Origin of the sequence: Pseudomonas sp. W2Oct36, from assembly GCF_041060465.1 — a bacterium.
GTDB classification, from domain to species: domain Bacteria; phylum Pseudomonadota; class Gammaproteobacteria; order Pseudomonadales; family Pseudomonadaceae; genus Aquipseudomonas; species Aquipseudomonas graminis_B.
The window spans coordinates 90,600-114,210 of the sequence record NZ_JAUERW010000012.1 but is presented as its reverse complement, the minus strand read 5'-3'; the positions used below and the strand labels follow the sequence as shown (position 1 = coordinate 114,210).

General features: G+C 62.7%; 26 protein-coding genes. 22 read left to right on the top strand and 4 right to left on the bottom strand.

The genetic code is table 11. The annotated features are described in order from the left end of the window. The first annotated feature begins 58 nt into the window (after positions 1–58). The 12 genes from fleN to QWI18_RS16795 all read left to right on the top strand — a co-directional run bounded on the left by fleN (position 59) and on the right by QWI18_RS16795 (position 11,627). Positions 59–892, top strand: a complete 834-nt coding sequence (gene fleN / locus QWI18_RS16850; RefSeq protein ID WP_037011520.1) for a flagellar synthesis regulator FleN — start codon at positions 59–61, stop codon at positions 890–892. After that, positions 889–1,632 (top strand): RNA polymerase sigma factor FliA, encoded by a 744-nt coding sequence (gene fliA / locus QWI18_RS16845; protein ID WP_065987311.1) that lies wholly within the window; start codon positions 889–891, stop codon positions 1,630–1,632. Before fleN ends, fliA begins: the two co-directional genes overlap by 4 nt. 243 nt (positions 1,633–1,875) lie before the next feature. Beyond that, complete coding sequence (locus QWI18_RS16840; RefSeq protein WP_172612850.1) at positions 1,876–2,250, top strand: chemotaxis response regulator CheY; 375 nt, start codon at positions 1,876–1,878, stop codon at positions 2,248–2,250. 19 nt (positions 2,251–2,269) lie between these two features. Continuing rightward, positions 2,270–3,058 carry a protein phosphatase CheZ gene (locus QWI18_RS16835; protein WP_065987312.1) on the top strand — a complete coding sequence of 263 codons (789 nt, stop codon included), beginning with the start codon at positions 2,270–2,272 and terminating at the stop codon, positions 3,056–3,058. A gap of 144 nt (positions 3,059–3,202) precedes the next feature. Further along, entirely contained in the window at positions 3,203–5,545 is a 2,343-nt protein-coding gene (locus QWI18_RS16830) for a chemotaxis protein CheA (protein ID WP_065987313.1), read from the top strand. A 415-nt stretch (positions 5,546–5,960) separates the two neighbouring features. Beyond that, a complete protein-coding gene (locus QWI18_RS16825) occupies positions 5,961–7,133 on the top strand; it encodes a chemotaxis response regulator protein-glutamate methylesterase (protein WP_065987314.1) in 1,173 nt (390 codons plus the stop codon). Further along, complete coding sequence (locus QWI18_RS16820; RefSeq protein ID WP_065987315.1) at positions 7,133–7,873, top strand: flagellar motor protein; 741 nt, start codon at positions 7,133–7,135, stop codon at positions 7,871–7,873. Before QWI18_RS16825 ends, QWI18_RS16820 begins: the two co-directional genes overlap by 1 nt. A gap of 7 nt (positions 7,874–7,880) precedes the next feature. Continuing rightward, complete coding sequence (gene motD, locus QWI18_RS16815; protein WP_065987316.1) at positions 7,881–8,762, top strand: flagellar motor protein MotD; 882 nt, start codon at positions 7,881–7,883, stop codon at positions 8,760–8,762. 37 nt (positions 8,763–8,799) lie between these two features. Then, on the top strand, positions 8,800–9,588 hold the full coding sequence (locus tag QWI18_RS16810) for a ParA family protein (protein WP_065987317.1): 789 nt from the start codon (positions 8,800–8,802) through the stop codon (positions 9,586–9,588). A 113-nt stretch (positions 9,589–9,701) separates the two neighbouring features. Further along, positions 9,702–10,658, top strand: a complete 957-nt coding sequence (locus QWI18_RS16805) for a chemotaxis protein CheW (protein ID WP_369319320.1) — start codon at positions 9,702–9,704, stop codon at positions 10,656–10,658. An 84-nt stretch (positions 10,659–10,742) separates the two neighbouring features. Continuing rightward, positions 10,743–11,222: a chemotaxis protein CheW gene (locus QWI18_RS16800; protein WP_065987319.1), complete on the top strand. Its 480-nt coding sequence runs from the start codon at positions 10,743–10,745 to the stop codon at positions 11,220–11,222. Beyond that, positions 11,223–11,627: a DUF2802 domain-containing protein gene (locus QWI18_RS16795; protein ID WP_065987320.1), complete on the top strand. Its 405-nt coding sequence runs from the start codon at positions 11,223–11,225 to the stop codon at positions 11,625–11,627. Positions 11,628–11,757: 130 nt separating this feature from the next. On the opposite strand, the gene QWI18_RS16790 is transcribed toward QWI18_RS16795, so the two are convergent. Together QWI18_RS16790 and QWI18_RS16785 are read right to left on the bottom strand one after the other, a co-directional pair. Beyond that, positions 11,758–12,078 (bottom strand): EscU/YscU/HrcU family type III secretion system export apparatus switch protein, encoded by a 321-nt coding sequence (locus tag QWI18_RS16790; protein WP_065987321.1) that lies wholly within the window; start codon positions 12,076–12,078, stop codon positions 11,758–11,760. Continuing rightward, on the bottom strand, positions 12,078–13,706 hold the full coding sequence (locus QWI18_RS16785) for a flagellar hook-length control protein FliK (protein WP_369319319.1): 1,629 nt from the start codon (positions 13,704–13,706) through the stop codon (positions 12,078–12,080). The genes QWI18_RS16790 and QWI18_RS16785 overlap by 1 nt, the downstream gene beginning before the upstream one ends. A gap of 161 nt (positions 13,707–13,867) precedes the next feature. Here QWI18_RS16785 and ccmA point away from each other — a divergent pair, with 161 nt between their 5' ends. From ccmA to QWI18_RS16735, 10 genes are all read left to right on the top strand, one after another. Beyond that, positions 13,868–14,503 carry a cytochrome c biogenesis heme-transporting ATPase CcmA gene (gene ccmA / locus QWI18_RS16780; RefSeq protein WP_192130044.1) on the top strand — a complete coding sequence of 212 codons (636 nt, stop codon included), beginning with the start codon at positions 13,868–13,870 and terminating at the stop codon, positions 14,501–14,503. Further along, positions 14,500–15,171: a heme exporter protein CcmB gene (ccmB, locus tag QWI18_RS16775; protein ID WP_369319318.1), complete on the top strand. Its 672-nt coding sequence runs from the start codon at positions 14,500–14,502 to the stop codon at positions 15,169–15,171. Before ccmA ends, ccmB begins: the two co-directional genes overlap by 4 nt. A 165-nt stretch (positions 15,172–15,336) precedes the next feature. Then, on the top strand, positions 15,337–16,116 hold the full coding sequence (locus tag QWI18_RS16770) for a heme ABC transporter permease (protein WP_369319346.1): 780 nt from the start codon (positions 15,337–15,339) through the stop codon (positions 16,114–16,116). Continuing rightward, positions 16,113–16,289: a heme exporter protein CcmD gene (gene ccmD / locus QWI18_RS16765; RefSeq protein WP_065987324.1), complete on the top strand. Its 177-nt coding sequence runs from the start codon at positions 16,113–16,115 to the stop codon at positions 16,287–16,289. The genes QWI18_RS16770 and ccmD overlap by 4 nt, the downstream gene beginning before the upstream one ends. Continuing rightward, on the top strand, positions 16,286–16,759 hold the full coding sequence (ccmE, locus tag QWI18_RS16760; protein WP_369319317.1) for a cytochrome c maturation protein CcmE: 474 nt from the start codon (positions 16,286–16,288) through the stop codon (positions 16,757–16,759). Before ccmD ends, ccmE begins: the two co-directional genes overlap by 4 nt. 3 nt (positions 16,760–16,762) lie before the next feature. Continuing rightward, positions 16,763–18,736, top strand: coding sequence for a heme lyase CcmF/NrfE family subunit (locus tag QWI18_RS16755; protein ID WP_065987326.1), 1,974 nt, complete (start codon positions 16,763–16,765; stop codon positions 18,734–18,736). Further along, a complete protein-coding gene (locus tag QWI18_RS16750) occupies positions 18,733–19,269 on the top strand; it encodes a DsbE family thiol:disulfide interchange protein (protein WP_369319316.1) in 537 nt (178 codons plus the stop codon). Before QWI18_RS16755 ends, QWI18_RS16750 begins: the two co-directional genes overlap by 4 nt. A 98-nt stretch (positions 19,270–19,367) precedes the next feature. After that, entirely contained in the window at positions 19,368–19,838 is a 471-nt protein-coding gene (locus tag QWI18_RS16745) for a cytochrome c-type biogenesis protein (protein WP_369319345.1), read from the top strand. Next, positions 19,835–21,040 carry a c-type cytochrome biogenesis protein CcmI gene (gene ccmI, locus QWI18_RS16740; RefSeq protein ID WP_369319315.1) on the top strand — a complete coding sequence of 402 codons (1,206 nt, stop codon included), beginning with the start codon at positions 19,835–19,837 and terminating at the stop codon, positions 21,038–21,040. The genes QWI18_RS16745 and ccmI overlap by 4 nt, the downstream gene beginning before the upstream one ends. Before the next feature lie 31 nt (positions 21,041–21,071). Beyond that, a complete protein-coding gene (locus tag QWI18_RS16735; protein WP_369319314.1) occupies positions 21,072–21,488 on the top strand; it encodes a hypothetical protein in 417 nt (138 codons plus the stop codon). Positions 21,489–22,142: 654 nt separating this feature from the next. Here the strand turns inward: QWI18_RS16735 and QWI18_RS16730 are convergent. Together QWI18_RS16730 and QWI18_RS16725 are read right to left on the bottom strand one after the other, a co-directional pair. Further along, positions 22,143–22,334, bottom strand: a complete 192-nt coding sequence (locus QWI18_RS16730; protein WP_369319313.1) for a hypothetical protein — start codon at positions 22,332–22,334, stop codon at positions 22,143–22,145. 156 nt (positions 22,335–22,490) lie between these two features. Next, positions 22,491–23,492: a sulfate ABC transporter substrate-binding protein gene (locus QWI18_RS16725; RefSeq protein ID WP_369319312.1), complete on the bottom strand. Its 1,002-nt coding sequence runs from the start codon at positions 23,490–23,492 to the stop codon at positions 22,491–22,493. Positions 23,493–23,611 lie beyond the last annotated feature (119 nt).

Genomic DNA, 23,611 nt, shown 5'->3' with positions numbered 1-23,611 from the left:
CTGAACGTGCAGCCCGACATGTGGCTTAGGTCTAAGCAAGACAAGGTAAACAATTAACATGGGCAGCATGCATCCCGTACAGGTTATCGCGGTGACCGGTGGCAAAGGTGGCGTAGGCAAGACCAACGTTTCAGTGAATCTTTCACTGGCGCTGGCCGAGCTGGGACGTCGCGTCATGCTGCTGGACGCCGATCTGGGTCTGGCCAACGTCGACGTATTGTTGGGTCTGACCCCCAAGCGCACCCTGGCTGACGTCATCGAAGGGCGGTGCGAGCTGCGCGATGTCCTGCTGCAGGGCCCGGGCGGCGTACGCATCGTGCCGGCGGCATCGGGCACCCAGAGCATGGTCCACCTGACCCCGGCGCAGCATGCCGGGCTGATTCAGGCTTTCAGTGACATCGGCGACAACCTCGATGTGCTGGTCATTGATACGGCCGCCGGCATCGGCGAGTCGGTCGTGAGCTTTGTCCGCGCCGCCCAGGAAGTGCTGCTGGTGGTGTGCGACGAGCCCACGTCGATCACCGACGCCTACGCCCTGATCAAACTGCTCAACCGCGATTACGGCATGAACCGCTTCCGCGTCCTGGCCAACATGGCCCAGAGTCCGCAGGAAGGGCGCAACCTCTTCGCCAAGCTGACGAAAGTCACCGACCGTTTTCTCGACGTGGCCCTGCAGTATGTAGGCGCCGTGCCGTACGACGAATGCGTACGCAAGGCCGTGCAGAAACAGCGCGCCGTGTACGAAGCGTTTCCGCGTTCCAAATGTGCCCTGGCGTTCAAGGCCATCGCGCAGAAAGTCGACACCTGGCCGCTGCCGGCGAACCCGCGCGGTCACCTGGAATTTTTCGTAGAACGCCTCGTGCATCACACCAGCGCAGGGCCCGTCTCATGACAGCAAGTGGCTATCGCATGTACAGCAAATCGTCCAAAGACTCCCAGTATGAGCTGATCGAGCGTTATGCACCGCTGGTCAAACGAATCGCCTACCACTTGCTGGCGCGTCTGCCGGCCAGTGTGCAGGTCGAGGATTTGATTCAGGCGGGCATGATTGGCTTGCTCGAAGTCTCGACCAAATACGACTCCACCAAAGGGGCCAGTTTCGAGACGTACGCGGGTATTCGTATCCGTGGCGCGATGCTCGACGAAGTGCGCAAGGGGGACTGGGCACCGCGCTCGGTCCACCGCAACACGCGCATGGTCAGCGACGCGATTCGTGCAATCGAAGCAAAAACCGGCCGTGACGCTAAAGATCACGAGGTTGCTGCCGAACTTGAATTGAGTCTCGACGATTACTACGGGATTTTGAACGATACCCTGGGCAGCCGCCTGTTCAGTTTCGACGACCTGTTGCAGGACGGCGAACACGAAGGGCTGCACGAGGACGGCGCGAGCCAGTCCCTCGAACCGTCGCGGGATCTGGAAGACGAGCGTTTCCAGGCCGCGCTGGCCGAGGCGATCGCCAACTTGCCCGAACGTGAACGCCTGGTCTTGTCGCTGTACTACGACGAAGAGCTGAACCTCAAGGAAATCGGTGAGGTCCTGGGGGTCAGCGAATCGCGTGTCAGTCAGCTGCACAGTCAATGCGCGGCGCGGCTGCGCGGTCGTCTTGGCGAGTGGCGCGCACGTTCGTGAATCAGGCGCAGGCCATGAGGCCTGCGTGTTTTGCTTGTAAGACCGGCTGTGCAAGACGTGAGCGGGAAGCAAAAGAGACACGGCAGGAGTCGGTCGAACCGGGTCGTAAATGATCCGGTTTCGCTGCGCTCGTTCCGGTCGATTGAAACCCCTTTTCATGTTCGGCACAGCCGGTATTGATTGGACGCGCGTTCAGGTGCTGAACGCGTTAAAGACTGCTTGGAGGTCGAATTGGACAAGAACATGAAAATCCTCATCGTTGATGACTTCTCAACGATGCGGCGGATCATAAAAAACCTGTTGCGTGACCTTGGGTTCACCAACACGGCCGAAGCAGATGACGGACTCACCGCATTGCCCATGCTGCAAAGCGGCGCTTTTGACTTCCTCGTCACTGACTGGAACATGCCGGGCATGTCCGGCATCGACCTGTTGCGTCAGGTGCGTGCCGACGAGCGTCTGCGCAGTCTGCCGGTGCTGATGGTGACTGCCGAAGCCAAGCGCGAGCAGATCATCGAAGCCGCTCAGGCCGGTGTGAACGGCTACGTGGTGAAGCCGTTCACCGCGCAAGTGCTCAAAGAAAAAATCGAAAAAATATTTGAGCGCGTCAATAGCTGATGTCCGCTGCGAGGGCGCTATGGATTCCAAAGATTCGACAATGGGTGACTTTGAGTCAACCCTGAAGAAACACGCACAAGAGCTGGTCGCGAGCCTTGAAAAAGGCAAGTTCGGCGACGCCGTGCAACTGATCCATGAGCTTAACCAGACCCGCGACCGCGGCCTGTATCAGGAAGTCGGCAAACTGACGCGCGAGCTGCACAGCGCGATCGTCAACTTCCAGATCGACCCGAACATGCCCCAGGCCGAGGAGGTCTCCCAGATCACCGACGCCACCGAGCGGCTGTCGTACGTGGTCAGGCTGACCGAAAACGCGGCCAACCGGACCATGGACCTGGTGGAGCAGAGCACGCCGTTGATGCACGGGCTCAGTGACGACGCCAAGGCGTTGAGCGCCGATTGGGGACGCTTCATGCGCCGCGAAATCAGCGCCGAAGAGTTCCGTGATCTGGCCCGCCGCGTCGATGTGTTCCTGACCCGCAGCGAGAAAGAGACCACCGAAGTCTCCGCGCACCTGAACGACATTCTGCTCGCTCAGGATTACCAGGACCTCACCGGTCAGGTGATCAAGCGCGTGACCACGCTGGTCACCGAAGTCGAGCGCAATCTGCTCAAGCTGGTGCTCATGGCGAGCCAGGTGGACCGCTTCGCGGGCATCGAGCACGACCAGGAAATGTTCCGTCAGCAAAAAGAACAAGAAAAACTTCACTCCAAGGGTGAAGGTCCGCAGATTCATGCCGATAAACGTGAAGACGTTGTATCCGGACAGGATGATGTTGACGATCTGCTATCCAGCCTCGGATTCTGATTCGGTCATTCTGTCTCGGTCTTCAGGTTTTCTGTGAAAGTGGCTGCTGGACCCGCGCGCCAATGCTTCGACGAAAGCAATGCGCGCAGGCCGTCAGTGCAGCCTCCGGATCGGTTTGACGGTTAATTTTAGGAGCACCCCCCAATGAGCTTCGGCGCCGATGAAGAAATCCTTCAGGATTTTCTGGTAGAGGCCGGCGAGATTCTCGAGCTGTTGTCAGAGCAGTTGGTCGAGCTGGAAAGCCGGCCGGACGATGCGGACCTGCTCAATGCAATTTTTCGCGGTTTTCACACTGTAAAAGGGGGCGCCGGCTTCCTCCAGCTCAACGAGCTGGTTGAATGCTGTCACATCGCCGAGAACGTGTTCGACATCCTGCGCAAGGGTGAACGCCGCGTCGACTCGGAGCTCATGGACGTGGTCCTTGAAGCACTCGACACCGTCAACAGCATGTTCGGTCAAGTGCGCGAGCGCTCCAGCGTTACCCCCGCCACACCTGAATTGCTGGCCGCGCTGGCTCGCCTGGCCGAGCCTGCTTCGCAAGAGGAAGTGGCTGCAGCCCCGGTGGTCGAAGAGCCGGTGGCTGAAGCGCCGTCCGAAGACATCACCGACCTTGAATTCGAACAGCTTCTGGATTCGCTGAACGCCGTCAAGGCGCAAGCGGCGGGCGGTCCTGCACCGGTTGCCTCTGCCCCTGCGGCAGCCGCACCTGTCGCGGCAGCACCGGCGGCAGCGGCTCCCGCTGCACCGGCCGGCGCTGCGGCCAGCGATGAAATCACCGACGCTGAATTCGAATCACTCCTCGATCAGTTGCATGGCAAAGGCCAGTTCGCCGTCGATGCCGTGCAACCGCCGGCGGCCGTGACGCCGTCTGCCGCACCGGCCAGTGACGAAATCACTGACGACGAATTTGAGTCGCTGCTGGATCAGTTGCATGGCAAAGGCTCGTTCTCGCCGGATGCCGTTGGTACTGCTGCTCCTGACGCCGCGGCTCATGCTGCTCCTGCTGCCGCTGCGCCTGCCGCGCCGGTTGCACCTGCGGCCCCGTCGAAAGCGGCGGCCTCGGACGAAATCACCGACAACGAATTCGAAGACCTGCTGGACCAGTTGCACGGCAAAGGCAAGTTCGAACCTGCGGTGGCCGCCGCGGCACCGGCTGCGCCTGCTGCACCGGTCAACAAGCCTGAGCCCGTGGCCAAAGCCGAACCCGCCAAACCGACGCCTGCTGCGGCGGCACCGGCCAAAGCGACGCCTGCCTCTGCGCCTGCTCCGGCGCGTGCTGCTGCTCCGGCGGCCAGCGAAAAACCGCCGGCTGAAGCCGAAACCACCGTGCGCGTCGACACCGCGCGGCTGGACGAAATCATGAACATGGTCGGTGAACTGGTGCTGGTGCGTAACCGCCTCGTGCGCCTGGGCGCCAACAGCGCCGATGAAGCCATGTCCAAGGCCGTGTCCAATCTGGACGTGGTGACTGCTGACCTGCAGACCGCGGTCATGAAGACCCGCATGCAGCCGATCAAGAAAGTGTTCGGTCGCTTCCCGCGACTGGTTCGCGATCTGGCGCGTCAGTTGAAGAAAGAAATCAGCCTTGAACTGGTGGGTGAAGAAACCGACCTGGACAAAAACCTCGTCGAAGCCCTGGCCGACCCGCTGGTCCACTTGGTGCGCAACGCGGTCGACCACGGTATCGAGTCGCCTGAAGAGCGCGAGGCGTCGGGCAAGGCCCGGAACGGTCGTGTGATTCTCTCGGCCGAACAGGAAGGCGATCACATCCTGCTGTCGATTTCCGATGACGGCAAAGGCATGGACCCTGCGGTCCTGCGTGCGATCGCGGTCAAGCGTGGCGTGATGGACAAGGACGCAGCGGATCGCCTCAGCGACACCGACTGCTACAACCTGATCTTCGCACCGGGCTTCTCGACCAAGACCGAGATTTCCGATGTGTCCGGGCGTGGCGTGGGCATGGACGTGGTGAAAACCAAGATTTCCCAGCTCAACGGCTCGATCAACATCCATTCGACCAAGGGCCTGGGCTCGAAGATCGTCATCAAGGTCCCGCTGACTCTGGCGATCATGCCGACGCTGATGGTCATGCTGGGCAATCAGGCCTTCGCGTTCCCGCTGGTCAACGTCAACGAGATCTTCCACCTGGACCTGTCGACCACCAACGTCGTCGACGGTCAGGAGGTGGTCATCGTCCGCGACAAGGCGCTGCCACTGTTCTACCTCAAGCGCTGGCTGGTCAGTTCGGCGGCTCACGAGGAGCAGCGCGAAGGTCACGTGGTGATCCTGTCGGTCGGCACGCAACGCATCGGCTTCGTGGTGGATCAGTTGGTCGGCCAGGAAGAAGTGGTCATCAAGCCGCTGGGCAAGATGCTGCAAGGTACGCCGGGCATGTCGGGCGCCACCATCACCGGTGACGGTCGCATTGCACTGATTCTCGATGTCCCGAGCATGCTCAAGCGCTACGCGGCACGACGGATTGGTTAGGCAGGATCGGCTTAAGCAGGCGGCTTTCGATGTTCTGTAGGACCGGCTTCAGCCGGGAAGAGGGCAGGGTGAACACCCTCGATTTTGTGGTGTGAAACCCGACGCCTTCTTGTGTAGGACCGGCTTCAGCCGGGAAAGGGCCGGTATGGACACTCTGGATTGCGCGGTGTGACATCCGACGCGTTCCCGGCTGAAGCCGGTCCTACTAAGGGAAAGGGCCGGTATGGACACCATGGATTTTGCGGTGTGACATCTCACGCTTTCCCGGCTAAAGCCGGTCCTACAAATAGACCCGGTCCTGTTTTAAGCGCGAAAACCGGTCTCACTGGCCTGTCCCGTATCGCCAATGTGACCCAAGCTACGTGATTCAGGGCGCGCCGACCCTCAGGGGTGGCGCGCGCTCTTTGGAGTGTTTATGGCAGTCAAGGTTCTCGTCGTGGACGACTCGGGTTTTTTCCGACGTCGTGTTTCGGAAATTCTCTCTTCAGATCCCACGATTCAGGTGGTCGGTACCGCCACCAATGGCAAGGAAGCCATTGAACAAGCCCTGGCCCTCAAGCCCGACGTGATCACCATGGACTACGAAATGCCGATGATGGATGGCATTACCGCGGTCCGTCACATCATGCAGCGCTGCCCGACCCCGGTGTTGATGTTCTCCTCCCTGACCCACGAAGGCGCCCGAGTCACCCTCGATGCGCTGGACGCTGGCGCCGTGGATTTCCTGCCGAAAAACTTCGAAGACATCTCGCGCAACCCAGAGAAGGTCAAACAGATGCTGTGCGAGAAAGTACACAGCATTTCCCGCAGCAACCGTCGTTTCGGTGGTTACACCAGCACGCCTGCCGCAACGCCGGCAGCGGTACCTTCCGCCTCAACGCCGGCACCGCGCAGCACGTCGGCCGCACCGAGCCCGTCACGTTCGGCGCCAGCCCCTGCGCCTGCACGTACAGCCGCGCCAGCGCCGCAGCATCATGCACCGGCGTCCCATCACCACGCGCCGACGTCGGCTGCGCCCAAGCGCAAAGCCTACAAACTGGTCGCGATCGGCACGTCCACCGGTGGCCCGGTGGCCTTGCAGCGGGTGCTGACCCAACTGCCGGCCAATTTCCCGGCGCCCATCGTGCTGATCCAGCACATGCCGGCCGCGTTCACCAAAGCCTTCGCCGAGCGCCTCGACAAGCTCTGCCGCATCAGCGTTAAAGAAGCCGAGGACGGCGACATCCTGCGTCCCGGTCTGGCACTGCTGGCCCCGGGTGGCAAACAGATGATGGTCGACGGTCGCGGCGCGGTGAAAATCCTGCCGGGCGACGAGCGCCTGAACTACAAGCCGTGCGTCGACATCACCTTCGGCTCGGCGGCGAAGTCCTACAGTGACAAAGTCCTCGCCGTCGTCCTCACCGGGATGGGCGCTGACGGCCGTGAAGGCGCGCGTCTGCTCAAGCAGAGCGGCAGCCAGATCTGGGCGCAGGACGAAGCCAGCTGCGTGATCTACGGCATGCCCATGGCGATCGTCAAAGCCGAACTGGCCGACGCCGTTTACAGCCTCGACGACATCGGGCGCCACCTGGTGGAGGCCTGCAGCTGATGGATGTCTTGACGCTAATAGGGATCATCCTGGCGTTCGTCGCGATCATTGGCGGCAACTTCCTGGAAGGCGGGCATCTGGGCGCCTTGCTCAACGGCCCGGCCGCGCTGATCGTGCTTGGCGGTACGCTGGCGGCCTGCCTGGTGCAGACGCCTATGAGCGCGTTCAAACGGGCGATGCAGATCTTCATCTGGATTCTGTTTCCGCCACGCATCGACCTGGCCGGCGGCATTGATCGCGTCGTGTCCTGGAGTCTCACTGCGCGCAAAGAGGGCCTGCTGGGCCTCGAAGCCGTGGCGGACTCGGAGCCCGATGCCTATTCACGCAAAGGCCTGCAACTGCTGGTCGACGGCGCTGAACCGGCGGCCATTCGCGGCATTCTGGAAGTGGACTTCATCACCCAGGAAAGCCGCGACATTCAGGCCGCGAAGGTCTACGAAAGCATGGGCGGCTATGCGCCCACGATAGGCATCATCGGCGCCGTCATGGGCCTGATCCATGTGATGGGCAACCTGGCCGACCCCAATCAACTGGGCAGCGGTATCGCTGTCGCGTTTATTGCCACCATTTATGGCGTAGCGTCCGCAAACCTGTTTCTTCTGCCAGTAGCGAACAAGCTCAAGGCCGTGGCGATCCGCCAGTCGCGCTACCGCGAAATGCTCCTCGAAGGCCTGCTCTCGATTGCCGAAGGCGAGAACCCGCGCTCGATCGAACTGAAGCTGCAAGGCTTCATGGAGTGATGGACTGATGGCCCGCCGACGTCGCCACGAAGAGCACGAAAATCACGAACGCTGGCTGGTGTCCTACGCGGACTTCATCACCTTGCTGTTCGCTTTTTTCGTGGTCATGTATTCCATCTCGTCGCTGAACGAAGGCAAATACAAGGTGCTGTCCGAGGCGCTGGTCGGGGTCTTCAATGAGCCTGAGCGCAGTGTCAGGCCGATCCCCATTGGCGAGCAGAAACCGCAGACCGTACGACCCGCCGACCCGCTGGTTCAGGACAGCGACCAGACCGACGCCGCCCTGGGTCAGGCTGCGGACGACCCGCTGAAATCGATTGCCGATGACGTCAACGCGGCGTTCGGTGACCTGATCGCTTCCAAGCAGATGACCGTGCGTGGCAACGAGCTGTGGATCGAGATCGAGCTCAATTCCAGCCTGCTGTTCGGCAGCGGCGACGCGATGCCGAGCAATCAGGCGTTCGACCTGATCGACAAGGTCGCGAAAATCATCAAGCCGTTCGACAACCCTGTACACGTCGAAGGATTCACCGATAACCAGCCGATCAACACCGGGCAGTTCCCGACCAACTGGGAGCTGTCGTCGGCGCGTTCATCGAGCATCGTGCGCATGCTGGCCATGGACGGGATCAACCCGGCGCGGCTGGCCTCGGTCGGTTACGGCGAATTTCAGCCGCTGACCTCCAACGCCACCGCTGACGGCCGCGCGCGCAACCGCCGCGTGGTGCTGGTGATCTCGCGCAACCTGGACGTGCGCCGCAGCCTCACAGGCTCGGGCACCACGGCCAATGCAAAACCGGATGCTGCGCTGCGCCGTGCTGGCACACAAACTGCACCGGTCCCGGCCAAGCCGCCGCAAGGCGTCAAATCTTCGTCATCTGCCCCTTAAACCCGGTCGTCGCTTTGGTCGGGGGGAAAACGAGTACATGAGAGTCTGGGCAGTAGCCAATCAGAAAGGCGGGGTCGGCAAGACCACCACCTCCATCGCTTTAGCCGGCTTGCTGGCAGAGGCGGGCAAGCGCGTGGTCGTGGTGGATCTCGATCCCCATGGCTCGATGACCAGCTATTTCGGTCAAGACCCCGATACGCTGGAACACAGCAGCTTCGACCTGTTCCTCAACAAGGGCGTGGTGCCTGAAGGCTTGCCTGGCCAGTTGCTGCTGCCGACCAGTGACAAACGTATTTCCCTGCTGCCGTCGAGCACCGCGCTGGCCACCCTTGAGCGCCAGTCGCCGGGGCAGAGCGGCCTGGGGCTGGTGATTGCCAAGAGTCTGGCGCAGCTGTGGCAGGACTTCGATTACGCGATCATCGACAGCCCGCCGTTGCTCGGCGTGTTGATGGTCAACGCTCTGGCGGCGAGCCAGCAACTGGCGATCCCGGTGCAGACTGAATTCCTGGCGGTGAAGGGCCTGGAGCGGATGGTCAATACGCTGGCGATGATTAATCGTTCGCGCAAGGTGCCGCTGCCGTACACCATCGTCCCGACGCTGTTCGACCGCCGCACCCAGGCGTCGATGAGCACCCTCAAGCTGCTGCGTGACAGCTACCCGGACCACGTCTGGAATGCGTTCATTCCGGTGGACACGCGGTTGCGCGATGCCAGCCGCGCCGGCGTGACGCCTTCGCAGTTCGACAACAAGAGCCGTGGCGTGCTGGCCTACCGCGCGTTGCTCAAACACATGCTCACCGAACAGCTTGTCGGGCAGGTGGCCTGAGTGTCCGCTGATCATTATTTGTCGAGCGGCGCGTCTGCACGCTCAAGTCCATCGGCTATGCAGCCGATATCTGTTTCAGGCGGCAATCGCATCACTACTTTTCGGGCTCCCGTATGAACCGCCCCCTGGACATCGCTACACGACCACAACTGGCGCTGCAGAACTACCTTGACGCGTTGCTGTTTGACGCGACCGAGGAGTTGCAGGTCGTCGAGTCCGTCGATGAATTTCAAGCGGCCGTGCTCGAAGAGCAGGCCCATGACGCACGCATGCGTTCCGCGGTAGCGGCGGCTGTGGCTGCCGCGTTGCCCCCTGGGCTGCCGGCGTCCCAGCCAGCTCCGATGAGCCGGCCTGCGCCGGTGTCGCTGGCCTATACGGCTCAGCCTGAACCGGCCGCCGCGCGGGTGATGGAACGGCCAGTGGTGATGCCACCGGTGATTCTGCCGCCGGTCATCATGCCGGAGGTCGAGCCTGCGGTTGAGAGCCCGGCCCTTGAGGCCCGGGTGGTGGAAGAACCACCAGTGGCCCTGGTCGAGCCGGTGGTTGACGTGCATCTGTCTGCCCAGCGCACACCGACGCCTCCGCCCACCGGCGATGAGCGCCCGGCCTGGGCTGCCGAGCCGTTCGAATGCCTGCTGTTCGACGTCGCCGGTCTGACCCTCGCGGTGCCGCTGGTGTGTCTGGGTTCGATTTACCCACTGGCGGGCCATGATCTGACGCCGCTGTTCGGCCAGCCGGACTGGTTCCTCGGGATCCTGCCCAGCCAGGCGGGCAACCTGAAGGTATTGGACACCGCGCGCTGGATCATGCCGGACCGGTACCGCGACGATTTCCGTCAGGGCCTGCAATACGTGATCTCGGTTCAGGGCTATGAATGGGGGCTGGCCGTGCACCAGGTCAGCCGCTCGTTGCGCCTGGACCCCAATGAAATCAAATGGCGCACCCACCGTGGTCAGCGGCCCTGGCTTGCCGGGACGGTGATCGAGCACATGTGTGCGCTGCTGGACGTTTCCGAGCTGGCCGAGCTGATCGCCAGTGGCGCGGTCAAGCACATGCACACGCGCAAATAGCATCAGTCATCACGCACATCACATAAACACAGGCCGGCGTACGAATCGTCGACCGCACGGCACAACACGCAAGGGGTTAGGGGTATGAAGAAGTCGTCAGCACAGGGTTCCGAAGATCCGATTCTGCAATGGGTCACCTTCCGCCTGGACAATGAGTCGTATGGCATCAACGTGATGCAGGTTCAGGAAGTGCTGCGCTACACCGAGATCGCACCGGTCCCGGGCGCGCCAAGCTACGTGCTGGGGATCATCAACCTGCGCGGCAACGTCGTCACTGTCATCGACACCCGTCAGCGCTTTGGTCTGCCGCCGGTTGAAGTCAGCGACAACACGCGTATCGTGATCATCGAGGCCGACAAGCAAGTGGTCGGGATCCTGGTCGATAGCGTGGCTGAAGTGGTTTACCTGCGTCAGTCGGAAGTCGAAACCGCGCCGAACGTGGGCAACGACGAATCCGCCAAATTCATCCAGGGCGTGTGCAACAAGAACGGCGAACTGCTGATCCTCGTGGAACTGGACAAGATGATGTCCGAGGAAGAGTGGTCCGAGCTGGAGAACATCTGATTGATTCTTGATGTAGCGGTCATTTTTCTGGCGGTGTTGTGGGTCGCGAGCGTCGCGATGTTCATGGCCCACACCAAACGCTTGCGCACGCTGGCCGTGCAGCAGCTGGAAGCGGATTCGCTGCGTGATCAGCGCATCCGTGAGCTGGCCCGGCGCCTGGAAAATTACCAGGGTGGCACGGTGAAAATGGGTGAGGAACTGCACGAGTTGCGTTCCATCATCGCGCTGCTGCCGGACAAGATCACTGCCCTCGAGCAGCGCGATCCTTCCACGCTGTCCTTCGCCCAGGCCGCCCGCCTGGTCGGGATGGGCGCCAGCATCGACGAGCTCACCCAATCCTGCGGCCTGACCCAGGCCGAAGCGCAGCTGATGACCAAGATGCATGGCGGCAATCGGGGCGCCTGAATGGCGGGAATCGCGAGTTCCGGGTGCTGCGACTGATGTCTTCCCGGCTGAAGCCGGTCCTGCCGGGTACGCGTTTTTTAGTGGGACCGGCTTTAGCCGGGAAGGCGTCCGTCAAGGCGCCGTGCATATTTCACCGAGGGGTGATATCCCGCTCCACCGGCCCTGCATTCGGGTCAAAGCCCACCGGAAACTTGCCTTTCAAGTGCCAGGCAAACGCGATGATTTCCGCGATGGTCAGGTACAGCTCCTGAGGAATGCTGTCGCCCAGTTCCAGGCGGGCGAGCATTTTCACCAGTTCGGCGTTTTCGTAGATCGGCACCTTGTACTCCCTGGCAATCGCCAGAATGGCTTCCGCCAGGGTGTCGTCGCCCTTGGCCGTCAGCGTCGGGGCCTGGTGGCCGTCGTAGCTGAGGGCAATGGCCTGACGCGGTGTCTGCTCGGGTCTGCTCATCAGGCGTTCTCGTCGATCCAGCGTTGTTCGAGCACGGCGCGTGGCCCCTGGGGCGGTACGCCGCGATTGCATTCCAGTTCCTTGACGTTCAGACCGCATGCCACCAGGCGCGCACGCAGATTGCCCAGCTCGCTGGAAATCAGCTCGGCGCTGCCTTCGCGTTCAGCCCATAACTGGCTGGCGATGCTGCCGGCAATCAGTTGCGCCTGCACGTGCAACGGGCCGAGAGGTTCCAGATCGAACGCCAACTCCAGCCGCCAGAGTTTTTCTCGCTCCCTGGCTTCCTGCGCCGGCGTATCGGCATGCTCGTCGCGCTCGGGCGTCTCCTCGCGCTGAACCTTGACCTGCAACGGCACGATGTCGTGGGCGTTGCGCATCGGGATCTCCAGCTGCCAGGTGGTCACCTGGGTGCCGTCGGCATGGGTTCGGGTTTGCTCCAGGCCACCCAACTGATGGCTCTGCAGCCGCGATATCGCCCCCGCCGCCAGTTTCAACAGCATCTCCAGATCGTCTTTGCTTTCCGGATGGCCGAGGGTGCGCGGTGGTAATGGGAAGTTGATCGTTTCGCTCGGCGGCGCCACCAGCCCCAAAGTGCCAAAGGCGCTGCGCAACACGCTGGGCATCGCCCGCGCCAGGGTATTGCCGGCGGCGGCAGCGCTGTAACTGACGCTGTCCGGCAGGCCCGGCAGAATTTGCGTGATCAGGCGCAGCAGGTTGGCTTTCATGTCCGGCACCAGCGTCGGGTTCTGCCCGGCCAGCAAACGCGGTTCCATGAACAGGCCGCTGGCATTCAGCGCCTGGGCCACGCCCTTGGCAGTGGTCATCTGTGGGACGTCCGGCAGATCGGCCAACAGTTGCTCGATGCTGGCCCGCAGTGACGGCGAAAGGTTGTCGCCATCGGCCGGTGGCGGCAGGTTCTGCAGGGCGGTGATCAGGCCCTGCAGCGAGCCCTGCCGGCTTTGTTGTGTCGACAACTGCTGCGCCAGGGCCAGTTCATCCAGACGATTGGGCAGGGCGACGAAATTCAGCGCCTGACTGTTCTGCACCTGGGCGCTGAGCAGACTGCCGACCCGCAACGGCTGCGGGCTGTCGACGGTCAGGCTGGTGCCGGCCAGGGCCGTGTTGAGCAGGATGACGATGGAGCGGTAATTCGCCGGCTGCGCCCCGCCCGACGATTGCACGGGGGATTGCCCCGCCAACTGCGCGACATTCTGCGCCGCGACTTGCGTGGTCAGCACTTTGCCTTGCAGCAGCGTGCCAGCGGGCAGTTGTCGCGTGTCGATGCTGGTCAGGCTGTTGGTGGCGGCTTTCTGCAGGTCCTGCACGCTGATGGTCAGGGTGTCGGCCGAGCCCTGGGCGACGTTGACGCTGGTGCCCGGCGTCAGCGGCAGCGAACTGCTGACGGGCAGGGTGGTTTGCCGGCCGTTGACCATGGTCAGTTTGAGCAAGAGCTGAAAGTCCTGCCCCAGTTGCTTGAGGCTCACCACTTCAGCGCTGGCCACCTGACCTGAGGACAACAGCCCTTCGCGCGGCTCCATCAGCTTGAGCACTTCGCCCGCCGGCACACCTGCGCGCAGCAAGGCCGTGGCCACGTTTACTGGAGAAAGATTGGGTATATCGCCTGTCATCAGATCCCGACTCGGTGAATTTGCGCTCTGGGTGGCGGGCCCGGGTATGTATAATCCGGCACCGACTGCGTCGGCGGTCCACCGTTAAGCTGCACCAGTATAACGGCCGTCATGATCCCGACTTGAACCGCCGTGCCGCTGCTACCGAAAAGAAGGTCCCGATGCCGATCCCCGTTCTTGAAGCCGTGGCGCTGACTTGCGAGCGTGACTGGCGCCTGCTGTTCGAGCATCTCGAATTGCGGCTGAGCGCAGGCGACATGGTGCAGATCAGCGGCCCCAACGGCAGCGGCAAGACCAGCCTGCTGCGCCTGTTGTGCGGACTGATGCAGCCCACCGCCGGCGATGTGCTCCTCGACGGCAAGCCCCTTGCCAGCCAGCGTAGCGAACTGACCCGCCACCTGCTGTGGATCGGCCACGCCGCCGGCATCAAAGACGTGCTCACACCCCTGGAGAACCTCGCCTGGCTCTGCGCGCTGCACACCCCCGTGGCGGCCGCCGAGATCTGGCGTGCCCTCGAAGCGGTCGGACTGCGCGGGTTTGAAGACGTGCCGTGCCATACCTTGTCGGCCGGCCAGCGCCGTCGGGTGGCACTGGCCCGCCTGTATTTGCCGGGCCCCGGCCTGTGGATGCTTGACGAGCCCTTCACGGCGCTGGACAAGCAGGGTGTCGCCCAACTGGAAGCGCACCTGGCCGCTCACTGTGAAAAGGGCGGCGCCGTGGTCCTGACCACCCACCACACGCTGAGTCGCACCCCCTCGGGTTATCGCGAGCTGGACCTGGGGCAGTGGGCGGCATGAGTCACGTGTTCACCCTGTTGATCGCCCGCGAAGCGCGCCTGCTGTTTCGGCGCCCGGCCGAACTGCTCAACCCGCTGGTGTTCTTCGCCATCGTCATCGCCCTGTTTCCCCTGGCCGTCGGCCCTGACACGCAACTGCTGCAGCGGCTGTCGCCGGGGTTGGTGTGGGTGGCCGCGCTGTTGTCCGTGCTGCTGTCACTGGACGGCCTGTTCCGCAGTGATTTCGAAGACGGCTCCCTCGAACAATGGGTGCTGTCGTCGCAACCGCTGGCATTGCTGGTGCTTGCCAAAGTGCTGGCGCACTGGGTGTTTTCCGGGCTGGCGCTGGTCTTGCTGTCTCCGCTGCTGGCGCTGATGCTCGGCCTGCCCACCGCATGTTTGCCGGTGCTGCTGCTGTCGCTGTTGCTGGGCACGCCGGTGTTGAGCCTGCTTGGCGCGGTGGGCGCGGCCTTGACCGTAGGGCTCAAGCGCGGCGGTCTGCTGTTGGCGCTGTTGATTTTGCCGCTGTACATCCCGGTGCTGATTCTCGGCAGCGGCGCCTTGCAGGCTGCCCTTGAGGGCATGCCCGCGACCGGTTATCTGCTTTGGCTTGGCAGCCTCACCGCACTGGCGGTAACCCTGACGCCCTTTGCAATTGCCGCTGGTTTGAAGATCAGCGTTGGCGAATAATCGCACCCTGACCGAGCGGACAGTTTTTCCGTCGGCAGGTCACGGACGCTTCAGCCATAAGAAGCGCCTTGCCCTGATAGCAACTCGTGCTGAGACGCACCGTTATGAAGAGCACCGTGATGAAAAGGCAGCGTGATGAACACAAGCGCCAAGGCTAAAGGCGGCATGAGTTGGGCCTGGTTCCACAAACTCGGTTCGCCCAAATGGTTTTACGGCATCAGCGGCCGTCTGCTGCCGTGGCTGAGCATCGCTGCGGCGCTGTTGATCGGCATTGGCGTGGTCTGGGGCCTGGCGTTCGCGCCCCCGGACTATCAGCAAGGCAACAGTTTTCGCATCATCTATATCCACGTGCCGGCGGCGATGCTGGCCCAGTCCTGCTACGTGATGATGGCGGTGTGCGGCGTGGTCGGGCTGGTCTGGAAGATGAAAATGGCCGACGTCGCCCTGCAATGCGCGGCGACCATCGGTGCGTGGATGACTGCCCTGGCGCTGGTGACCGGCGCGATCTGGGGCAAGCCGACGTGGGGTTCGTGGTGGGTCTGGGACGCGCGGCTGACGTCGATGCTGATTCTGCTGTTTCTGTATTTCGGCCTGATCGCGCTGGGCAACGCGATCACCAACCGCGACAGCGCCGCCAAAGCCTGCGCCGTGCTGGCGATTGTCGGCGTGATCAACATTCCGATCATCAAGTACTCGGTGGAGTGGTGGAGCACCCTGCACCAGGGCGCGACCTTCAGCCTGACGGAAAAGCCTGCCATGCCCGCTGAAATGTGGCTGCCCCTGCTGTTCACCGTGCTGGGGTTTTACTGCTTCTTCGGGGCGGTGCTGCTGATGCGCATGCGCCTGGACGTGCTCAAGCGCGAGGCCCGCGCCGGTTGGGTCAAAGAGGCAGTAGCGAAGCACCTTGGCCACACCACGTCCCCTCGCCACGGAGCCGAACGATGAGCTTCGAGTCTTTCAGTGATTTTCTCGCCATGGGCAAGCACGGGCTGTATGTCTGGTCGGCCTATGGCATCTGTTTCACCGTGCTGGCGATCAATGTACTGGCACCGGTTTTCGCGCGTCGGCGTTACCTGCAACAAGAGGCGCGCCGTCTGCGCCGGGAGAGCATTACGTGAATCCGCTGCGAAAAAAGCGCCTGTTGATCATCCTGGCGATCCTCGCCGGGGTCGGCATCGCGGTCAGCCTTGCACTCAGCGCGCTGAAGGAAAACATCAATCTGTTTTACACCCCGACCCAGATCGCCAGCGGCGAAGCGCCCCGTGACACGCGGATTCGCGCCGGCGGCATGGTGGTCCAGGGCTCGCTGCAGCGCTCGCCGGATTCCCTGGACGTGACGTTTGCCGTCACCGATTTCAACAAGTCGGTACCCATCACCTATCGCGGCATCCTGCCGGACCTGTTCCGTGAAGGGCAGGGGATCGTCGCCCTCGGCAAGCTCAATGCCGACGGCGTGGTCGTTGCCGATGAAGTGCTGGCCAAACACGACGAGAAATACATGCCGCCGGAAGTCGCGAAAGCGCTGAAAGACAGCGGCCAGCCCGCACCCGCCGCCACGCCCGCCGCTCTCCCGGACAAACAGGGGTAAACGATGATTCCCGAACTCGGCCACTTGGCCATGATTTTGGCCCTGTGCTTCGCCATCGTGCAGGCCGTCGTGCCGCTGATGGGCGCCTGGCGCGGCGACCGCCTGTGGATGAGCCTCGCCCAGCCCGCCGCATGGGGGCAGTTTGCCTTTCTGGTGTTTGCCTTTGGCTGCCTGACCCACGCGTTCATGGTTGATGACTTTTCCGTGGCCTACGTCGCCGAAAACTCCAACAGCGCGCTGCCCTGGTACTACAAGTTCAGCGCCGTGTGGGGGGCGCACGAAGGCTCGTTGCTGCTCTGGGCGCTGATCCTCGGTGGCTGGACCTTCGCCGTATCGATCTTTTCCCGGCAATTGCCCCAGGTCATGCTCGCCCGTGTCCTGGCCGTGATGGGCATGATCAGCGTCGGCTTTCTGCTGTTTCTGATCCTCACCTCCAACCCGTTCAGCCGCATCCTGCCGCAGATTCCCCAGGACGGGCGCGACCTCAACCCGTTGCTGCAAGACATTGGCCTGATCGTTCACCCGCCGATGCTGTACATGGGTTATGTCGGTTTTTCCGTGGCGTTTGCCTTCGCCATCGCCGCGTTGCTTGGCGGTCGTCTTGATGCAGCGTGGGCGCGGTGGTCGCGGCCGTGGACCATCGTCGCCTGGGCCTTCCTCGGCGTTGGCATCACCCTGGGTTCGTGGTGGGCCTATTACGAACTCGGCTGGGGCGGCTGGTGGTTCTGGGACCCGGTTGAAAACGCCTCGTTCATGCCATGGCTGGTGGGCACGGCGCTGATTCACTCCCTGGCGGTCACCGAAAAGCGCGGCGTGTTCAAAAGCTGGACCGTGCTCCTGGCCATTGCGGCGTTTTCGTTGAGCCTGCTGGGCACCTTCCTGGTGCGCTCCGGCGTGCTGACGTCGGTCCATGCCTTCGCCTCCGACCCGGCCCGTGGCGTGTTCATCCTGATCTTTCTGCTGATGGTGGTCGGCGGCTCACTGACCCTGTTCGCTCTCCGCGCGCCAGTGGTGAAGAGCCACGTCGGTTTTGGCCTGTGGTCGCGGGAAACCTTGCTGCTGGGCAATAACCTGGTGCTGGTGGTGGCCGCGTCCATGATTCTGCTCGGCACCCTGTACCCGCTGGTGCTGGATGCCCTGAGCGGGGCGAAGATGTCGGTCGGCCCGCCGTATTTCAACGCGTTGTTCGTGCCGCTGATGGGGTTGCTCATGGCGGTCATGGCGGTGGGCGTGCTGGTGCGCTGGAAGGACACGCCGGTCAAGTGGCTGATGGGCATGCTCGCGCCGGTGTTGGTGGGCAGCGCGGTGCTGGCGGTGATCGCCGGTTTCGCCATGGCCGACTTCCACTGGGCCGTGCTTGCCACCTGTTTGCTCGCGGCCTGGGTGCTGCTGGCCGGCGTGCGCGACCTGTTCGACAAGACGCGGCACAAAGGCCTGCTCAAAGGCATGCGTTCGCTGACCCGCAGTTACTGGGGCATGCAAGTGGCGCACCTCGGCATCGCGGTGCTGGCGCTGGGCGTGGTGCTGTCCAGCCAGAACAGCGCCGAACGCGACCTGCGCATGGCCCCCGGAGAATCGGTGGACCTGGGCGGCTACACGTTTGTGTTCGAGGGCGCTCAGCATTATCAGGGCCCGAATTTCACCTCCGATCGCGGCACCCTTCGCGTGCTGGAAGACGGCAAGGAAATCACCGTGCTGCACCCGGAAAAACGCCTGTACACCGTGCAGCGTTCGATGATGACCGAGGCCGGCATCGACGCCGGTTTCACCCGCGATCTGTACGTGGCGCTGGGCGAACCGCTGGAAAACGGCGCGTGGGCGGTGCGTGTCCACGTCAAGCCGTTCGTGCGCTGGATCTGGTTTGGTGGGTTGATCACCGCGCTGGGCGGGGTGCTGGCGGCGCTGGATAAACGATATCGCGTCAAAGTCCGCGCGAAAGTGCGCGACGCGCTGGGCATGACGGGAGCGGCGGTATGAAGCGCTGGATGTTGCTGGCGCCGCTGGTGTTGTTCCTCGGCATGGCGGGGTTGCTGTACCGGGGTTTGTATCTGGATCCATCGGAATTGCCGTCGGCGCTGATCGGCAAACCCTTCCCTGAGTTCAGCTTGCCCGCGGTGCAGGACGGCAAGCCGCTGACCCGCGCCGACCTGCTTGGCAAACCGGCACTGGTTAACGTCTGGGGCACCTGGTGCGTGGCCTGCCGCGTCGAGCACCCGGTGCTGACCAAGCTGGCGCAACAGGGCGTGGTGATCTACGGCGTCAACTACAAGGACGTGAACGTCGAGGCGCAGAAGTGGCTTAAGGATTTTCACGATCCCTATCAGCTGAACATCAATGATGAGGCCGGCAGCCTGGGTTTGAATCTGGGTGTCTATGGCGCGCCGGAGACCTTTTTGATCGATGCCAAGGGTGTCATTCGCTACAAGCATGTCGGCGTGATCGACGAGACGGTCTGGCGCGAGAAGCTGGCGGGCCAGTATCAGGCGCTGGTGGATGAGGGCAAGCCATGATCAGGCGCGATGATGTGCCGGCTGGTCGGGCCTCTTCGCGAGCAAGCTCGCTCCCACAGGGGTTCGGCGGTGTGTCTGCTGGCTTGCTCCTCAAGGGAGTGCGGCGATGGGCTGCTGCTGCGGTGTTGGCGCTGGGTTTTGCAGGTGTTGCTCAGGCGGCCATTGACGCTTATACCTTCAAGGACGACGCCGAGCGTGCCCGCTATACCGAGCTGACTCGCGAGCTGCGCTGCCCGAAATGCCAGAATCAGGACATCGCCGATTCCAATGCGCCCATCGCCGCAGACCTGCGCAAAGAGATCTACCGCATGCTCGGCGAAGGCCAGAGCAATCAGCAGATCATCGATTTCATGGTCGATCGCTACGGCGAGTTTGTGCGCTACAAGCCCGAGCTCAATGCCCACACCTGGCTCCTCTGGTTCGGCCCGGCCGGGCTGCTGGCGGTTGGCGCGGTGTTGATTGGTGTGATCGTCGTGCGCCGCCGTCGCTCAGGCCGCGAAGACGCCGATGTGCTTTCCGACGAGGAGCGTCAGCGCCTCGCCCACTTGCTGGATAAAAACCGCGAATGATCGATTTCTGGATGGCCGCCGGCCTGCTGTTGCTGGTGGCCCTGAGTTTTCTGCTGATCCCTGTGGTGCGCGGCCGTCGCGCACAAACTGAAGAAGATCGCACCGCCCTCAACGTCGCCTTGTATCAGGAGCGCATCGCCGAGCTGCAAGCGCAGCAGGAGGAGGGCGTGCTCTCGGTGGCGCAACTGGACGGCGGTCGTGCCGAGGCTGCCCGTGAATTGCTCGCCGACACCGAAGGCGTGGAGGGCGAGCGGGTTTCGCGCCTGGGCAAGCCGCTGCCGCTGCTCGCCGCGATTCTGGTCCCGGTATTGGCGTTGGGCCTGTATCTGCATTTCGGCGCATCGGACAAGGTCGAGCTGACCCGAGAGTTCTCCCAGCCGCCGGGTTCGCTGGCGCAGATGACCGAGCGGCTAGAGCGCGCGGTCAAGGCGCAACCGGATTCCGCCGAGAGCGCGTACTTCCTCGCGCGGACCTACATGGCCCAGGATCGCCCGGCCGATGCCGCGCGGATGTTCGAGCGCGCGTCCAAGCTGGCCGGCCGTCAGCCCGAACTGCTGGGGCAATGGGCTCAGGCGCTGTATTTCGCTGGCAACAAGGCCTGGAGCCCGCAGATTCAGGGGATTGCCGAAGAAGCGCTGAAGCTCAATCCCAAGGAAGTCACCAGCCTGGGCTTGATGGGCATCAACGCGTTTGAAAGCCAGCAGTTTGATCAGGCAGTCAGTTACTGGACGCGTTTGCTGGCCGTGTTGCCGCCGGACGATCCCTCCCGTGGGGCGCTGGAAGGCGGGATCAAACGTGCCAAAGACAAACTCGTGCAAAGCGGCGGCAAGCTGGAAGACACCCAGCCGTTGGCGGTGCAGGCCGCACGCATGAAGGTGCGTGTCACGCTGTCTGCGGCGTTGAAAGCCAAGGTCCAGCCGGGCGACACGGTGTTTGTGTTCGCCCGCGCGGTGTCAGGCCCGCCGGCGCCGCTGGCGGTCAAGCGCGTGACCGTGGCCGACTTGCCGGTGGAGGTCGAGCTGAGCGACGCCGACGCTATGATGCCGCAGCTGAAACTGTCGAACTTTGCCGAAGTCCAACTCGTGGCCCGGGTGTCCCGCGCCGGTCAACCCACGGCGGGCGAATGGATCGGCCGCAGCCAGCCGTTGCCGAGCAATGTGACGGCGCTGCAGACCCTGACCATCGACAGCCCTGATCAGTAACCTCCGTTAACGCAGCGAGTAGAGAACCCTTATGTATCGCGTCGCCCGTTTTGCCTTGTTGAGTCTGGTGGTGGGATTGACCGCAGCCTGTGCGGTGCAGCATCCAGGGCCGCAGAGTTCCGAACCGATCCCGACCGTTCCCGGTCCGTCGCCGACGCCGCAGCCCGGCACCCCGCGCACTGCGCCGCACACACCGCCGTCGACGCCGATCCCTGCGCCCGGCCCGAAAACGTCTTCGCACTTCGCGCCGCCGCCGGGTGGTAACAGCCACTGGGATGCGCGTCTGGGTGTGCATGTGCTGGATAACGTGCCGAACACGTTCTATCGCCAGCGCACGTACTACCGCTGGAATGATGGCTGGACCTGGTCGACTTCGCCCAGCGGGCCTTGGCAGGAGACCGATCCCAGTGGCGTGCCGCCGGGGTTGAGCAAGCAATTCGGGAATTAAGGCCTGGTTCGGCGAGGTCAAGATCAAGAGCGTCTGCCTGGGGGCAGACTGTTTCGCCTTCGGCGAGTTACTTGGAAAAGCACCCCAAGTAACCAAGGGTGCCTGCTCTCGGTTGGGCCCTTCCTTCGTCAGGGTACCCTCACTCCGACGACGCTCCTTGGGCCCGCGCCGAACGGACATCCATGTCCTGACGGCGCTCTCGCCGCATCCATGCGGCTCGGCCCACTGCGCGTCGTCTGCGCTCGGCCTGCACCAAAGTCGCGTTTGGCGGTGTTTGAGCCTTTTGCGTATGAAGATCAAAAGCAGATCAAAAGCTTCCTGGCTGAAGCCGCTCCTACGGACGTGCGAGGTCTGTTAGTGGGACCGGCTTCAGCCGGGAAGAGGCCGGGTTGCTCACCATCAATTCTGATTGTTCCCACGCTCTGCGTGGTAACGCCGCCCCGGACGCTCCGCGTCCCTCAGACGACCCGCATTTAGGCCTGGAGAGGTGACGCGGAGCGTCACGGGATGCATTCCCACGCGGAGCGGGGGAACGATCAACGATCATCAATTTCGCGGCGTGCCTGCTGACGCTTTCCCGGCTAAAGCCGGTCCCACTAAGAGCAGCGCTTACCCCCGTAGGACCGGCTTCAGCCGGGAAGCTGTTGATTTGCTTTAGATCTTGATCTTGATCTTGATCTTCATGTTGATCTTGATCTTGATCTTGATCTTCATACGCAAGACGTCCAGACGACACCCATCGCGACTTGGGTGCAGGCTGAACGCAGGTTTTGCGCAGTGGGCCGAGCGGCATGGATGCCGCGAGAGCGCCGTCAGGGCATGGATGCCCGTTCGGCGCGGGCCCACGGAGCAAGACCGGAGTGAAGGAACCCCGAGGAACGAGGGGCCCAACCAGGAGCAAAAGCCCTTGGTTACTTGGGGCTTTATCAAGTAACTCGCCGAAGGCGAAACGGTCTGCCCCTAGGCAGACGCTCTTGATCTTGGCGTACTAAGCCGGGGGCTTTATTTCGCCGGATAAATCTGATCAAACACCCCACCATCGTTGAAGTGGGTCTTCTGCACGGTGCGCCAGTCGCCGAAGGTTTTTTCCACTGACAGGAAATCCACTTTCGGGAAGCGGTCGGTGTATTTGGCCAGCACTGCCGGGTCCCGTGGGCGCAGGTAATTGTTGGCCGCGATTTCCTGGCCTTCTGGCGACCACAGGTACTTCAGGTATTCCTCGGCCACCGCGCGGGTGCCTTTCTTGTCGACCACCTTGTCCACCACGCTCACAGGCGGCTCAGCTTCAGCGGAGACGCTCGGGTAGACCACTTCGAACTGATCGCGACCAAATTCGCGGGCGATCATCTCCGCTTCGTTTTCGAAGGTCACCAGCACGTCGCCGATGTGGTTGGTCATGAACGTGGTGGTCGCGCCACGGCCACCGGTGTCGAGGACGGGCACATGGCTGAACAACTCGCCGACGAACTTCTTGGCCGCCGTTTCATCGCCACCCTTCTTCAGCGTATAGCCCCACGCCGACAGGTAGGTGTAGCGGCCGTTGCCGGAGGTTTTCGGGTTGGGCACCACGACTTCAACGCCCTCCTTGACCAGGTCCGGCCAGTCCTTCAACGCCTTCGGGTTGCCCTTGCGCACGATGAACACCGTGGCCGAGGTAAACGGCGCGCTGTTGTTCGGGAGGCGAGTGACCCAGTCCTTGGGCACGAGCTCGCCGTTATCGGCCAGCGCGTTGATGTCAGTGGCCATGTTCATGGTGATGACATCGGCCGGCAGGCCGTCGATCACCGAACGCGCCTGTTTGCTCGACCCGCCAAAGGACATCTGAATCGTCGGGGTCTCTTGGTGCTCTGCATTCCAGTGCTTCTCGAACGCGGCGTTGTAGTCCTTGTAGAAATCGCGCATCACGTCATACGACACGTTGAGCAGCGATGGCGCGGCGGCCTGTGCAGCGCTGCCCAGCGCCAGTCCTGCGGCGAGCAGGGAAGCGGCGAAGATCTTTTTCACTGTGGATTCCTTGTGGCGTTGAGCATGAGGCGTTTATTGATTCGCTCTTGACTGAGCCGTTGTCATAACCAGACGAGAGGGCCAATGGCTGGCGACTATAACCAAAGTCGCCAGCCCCC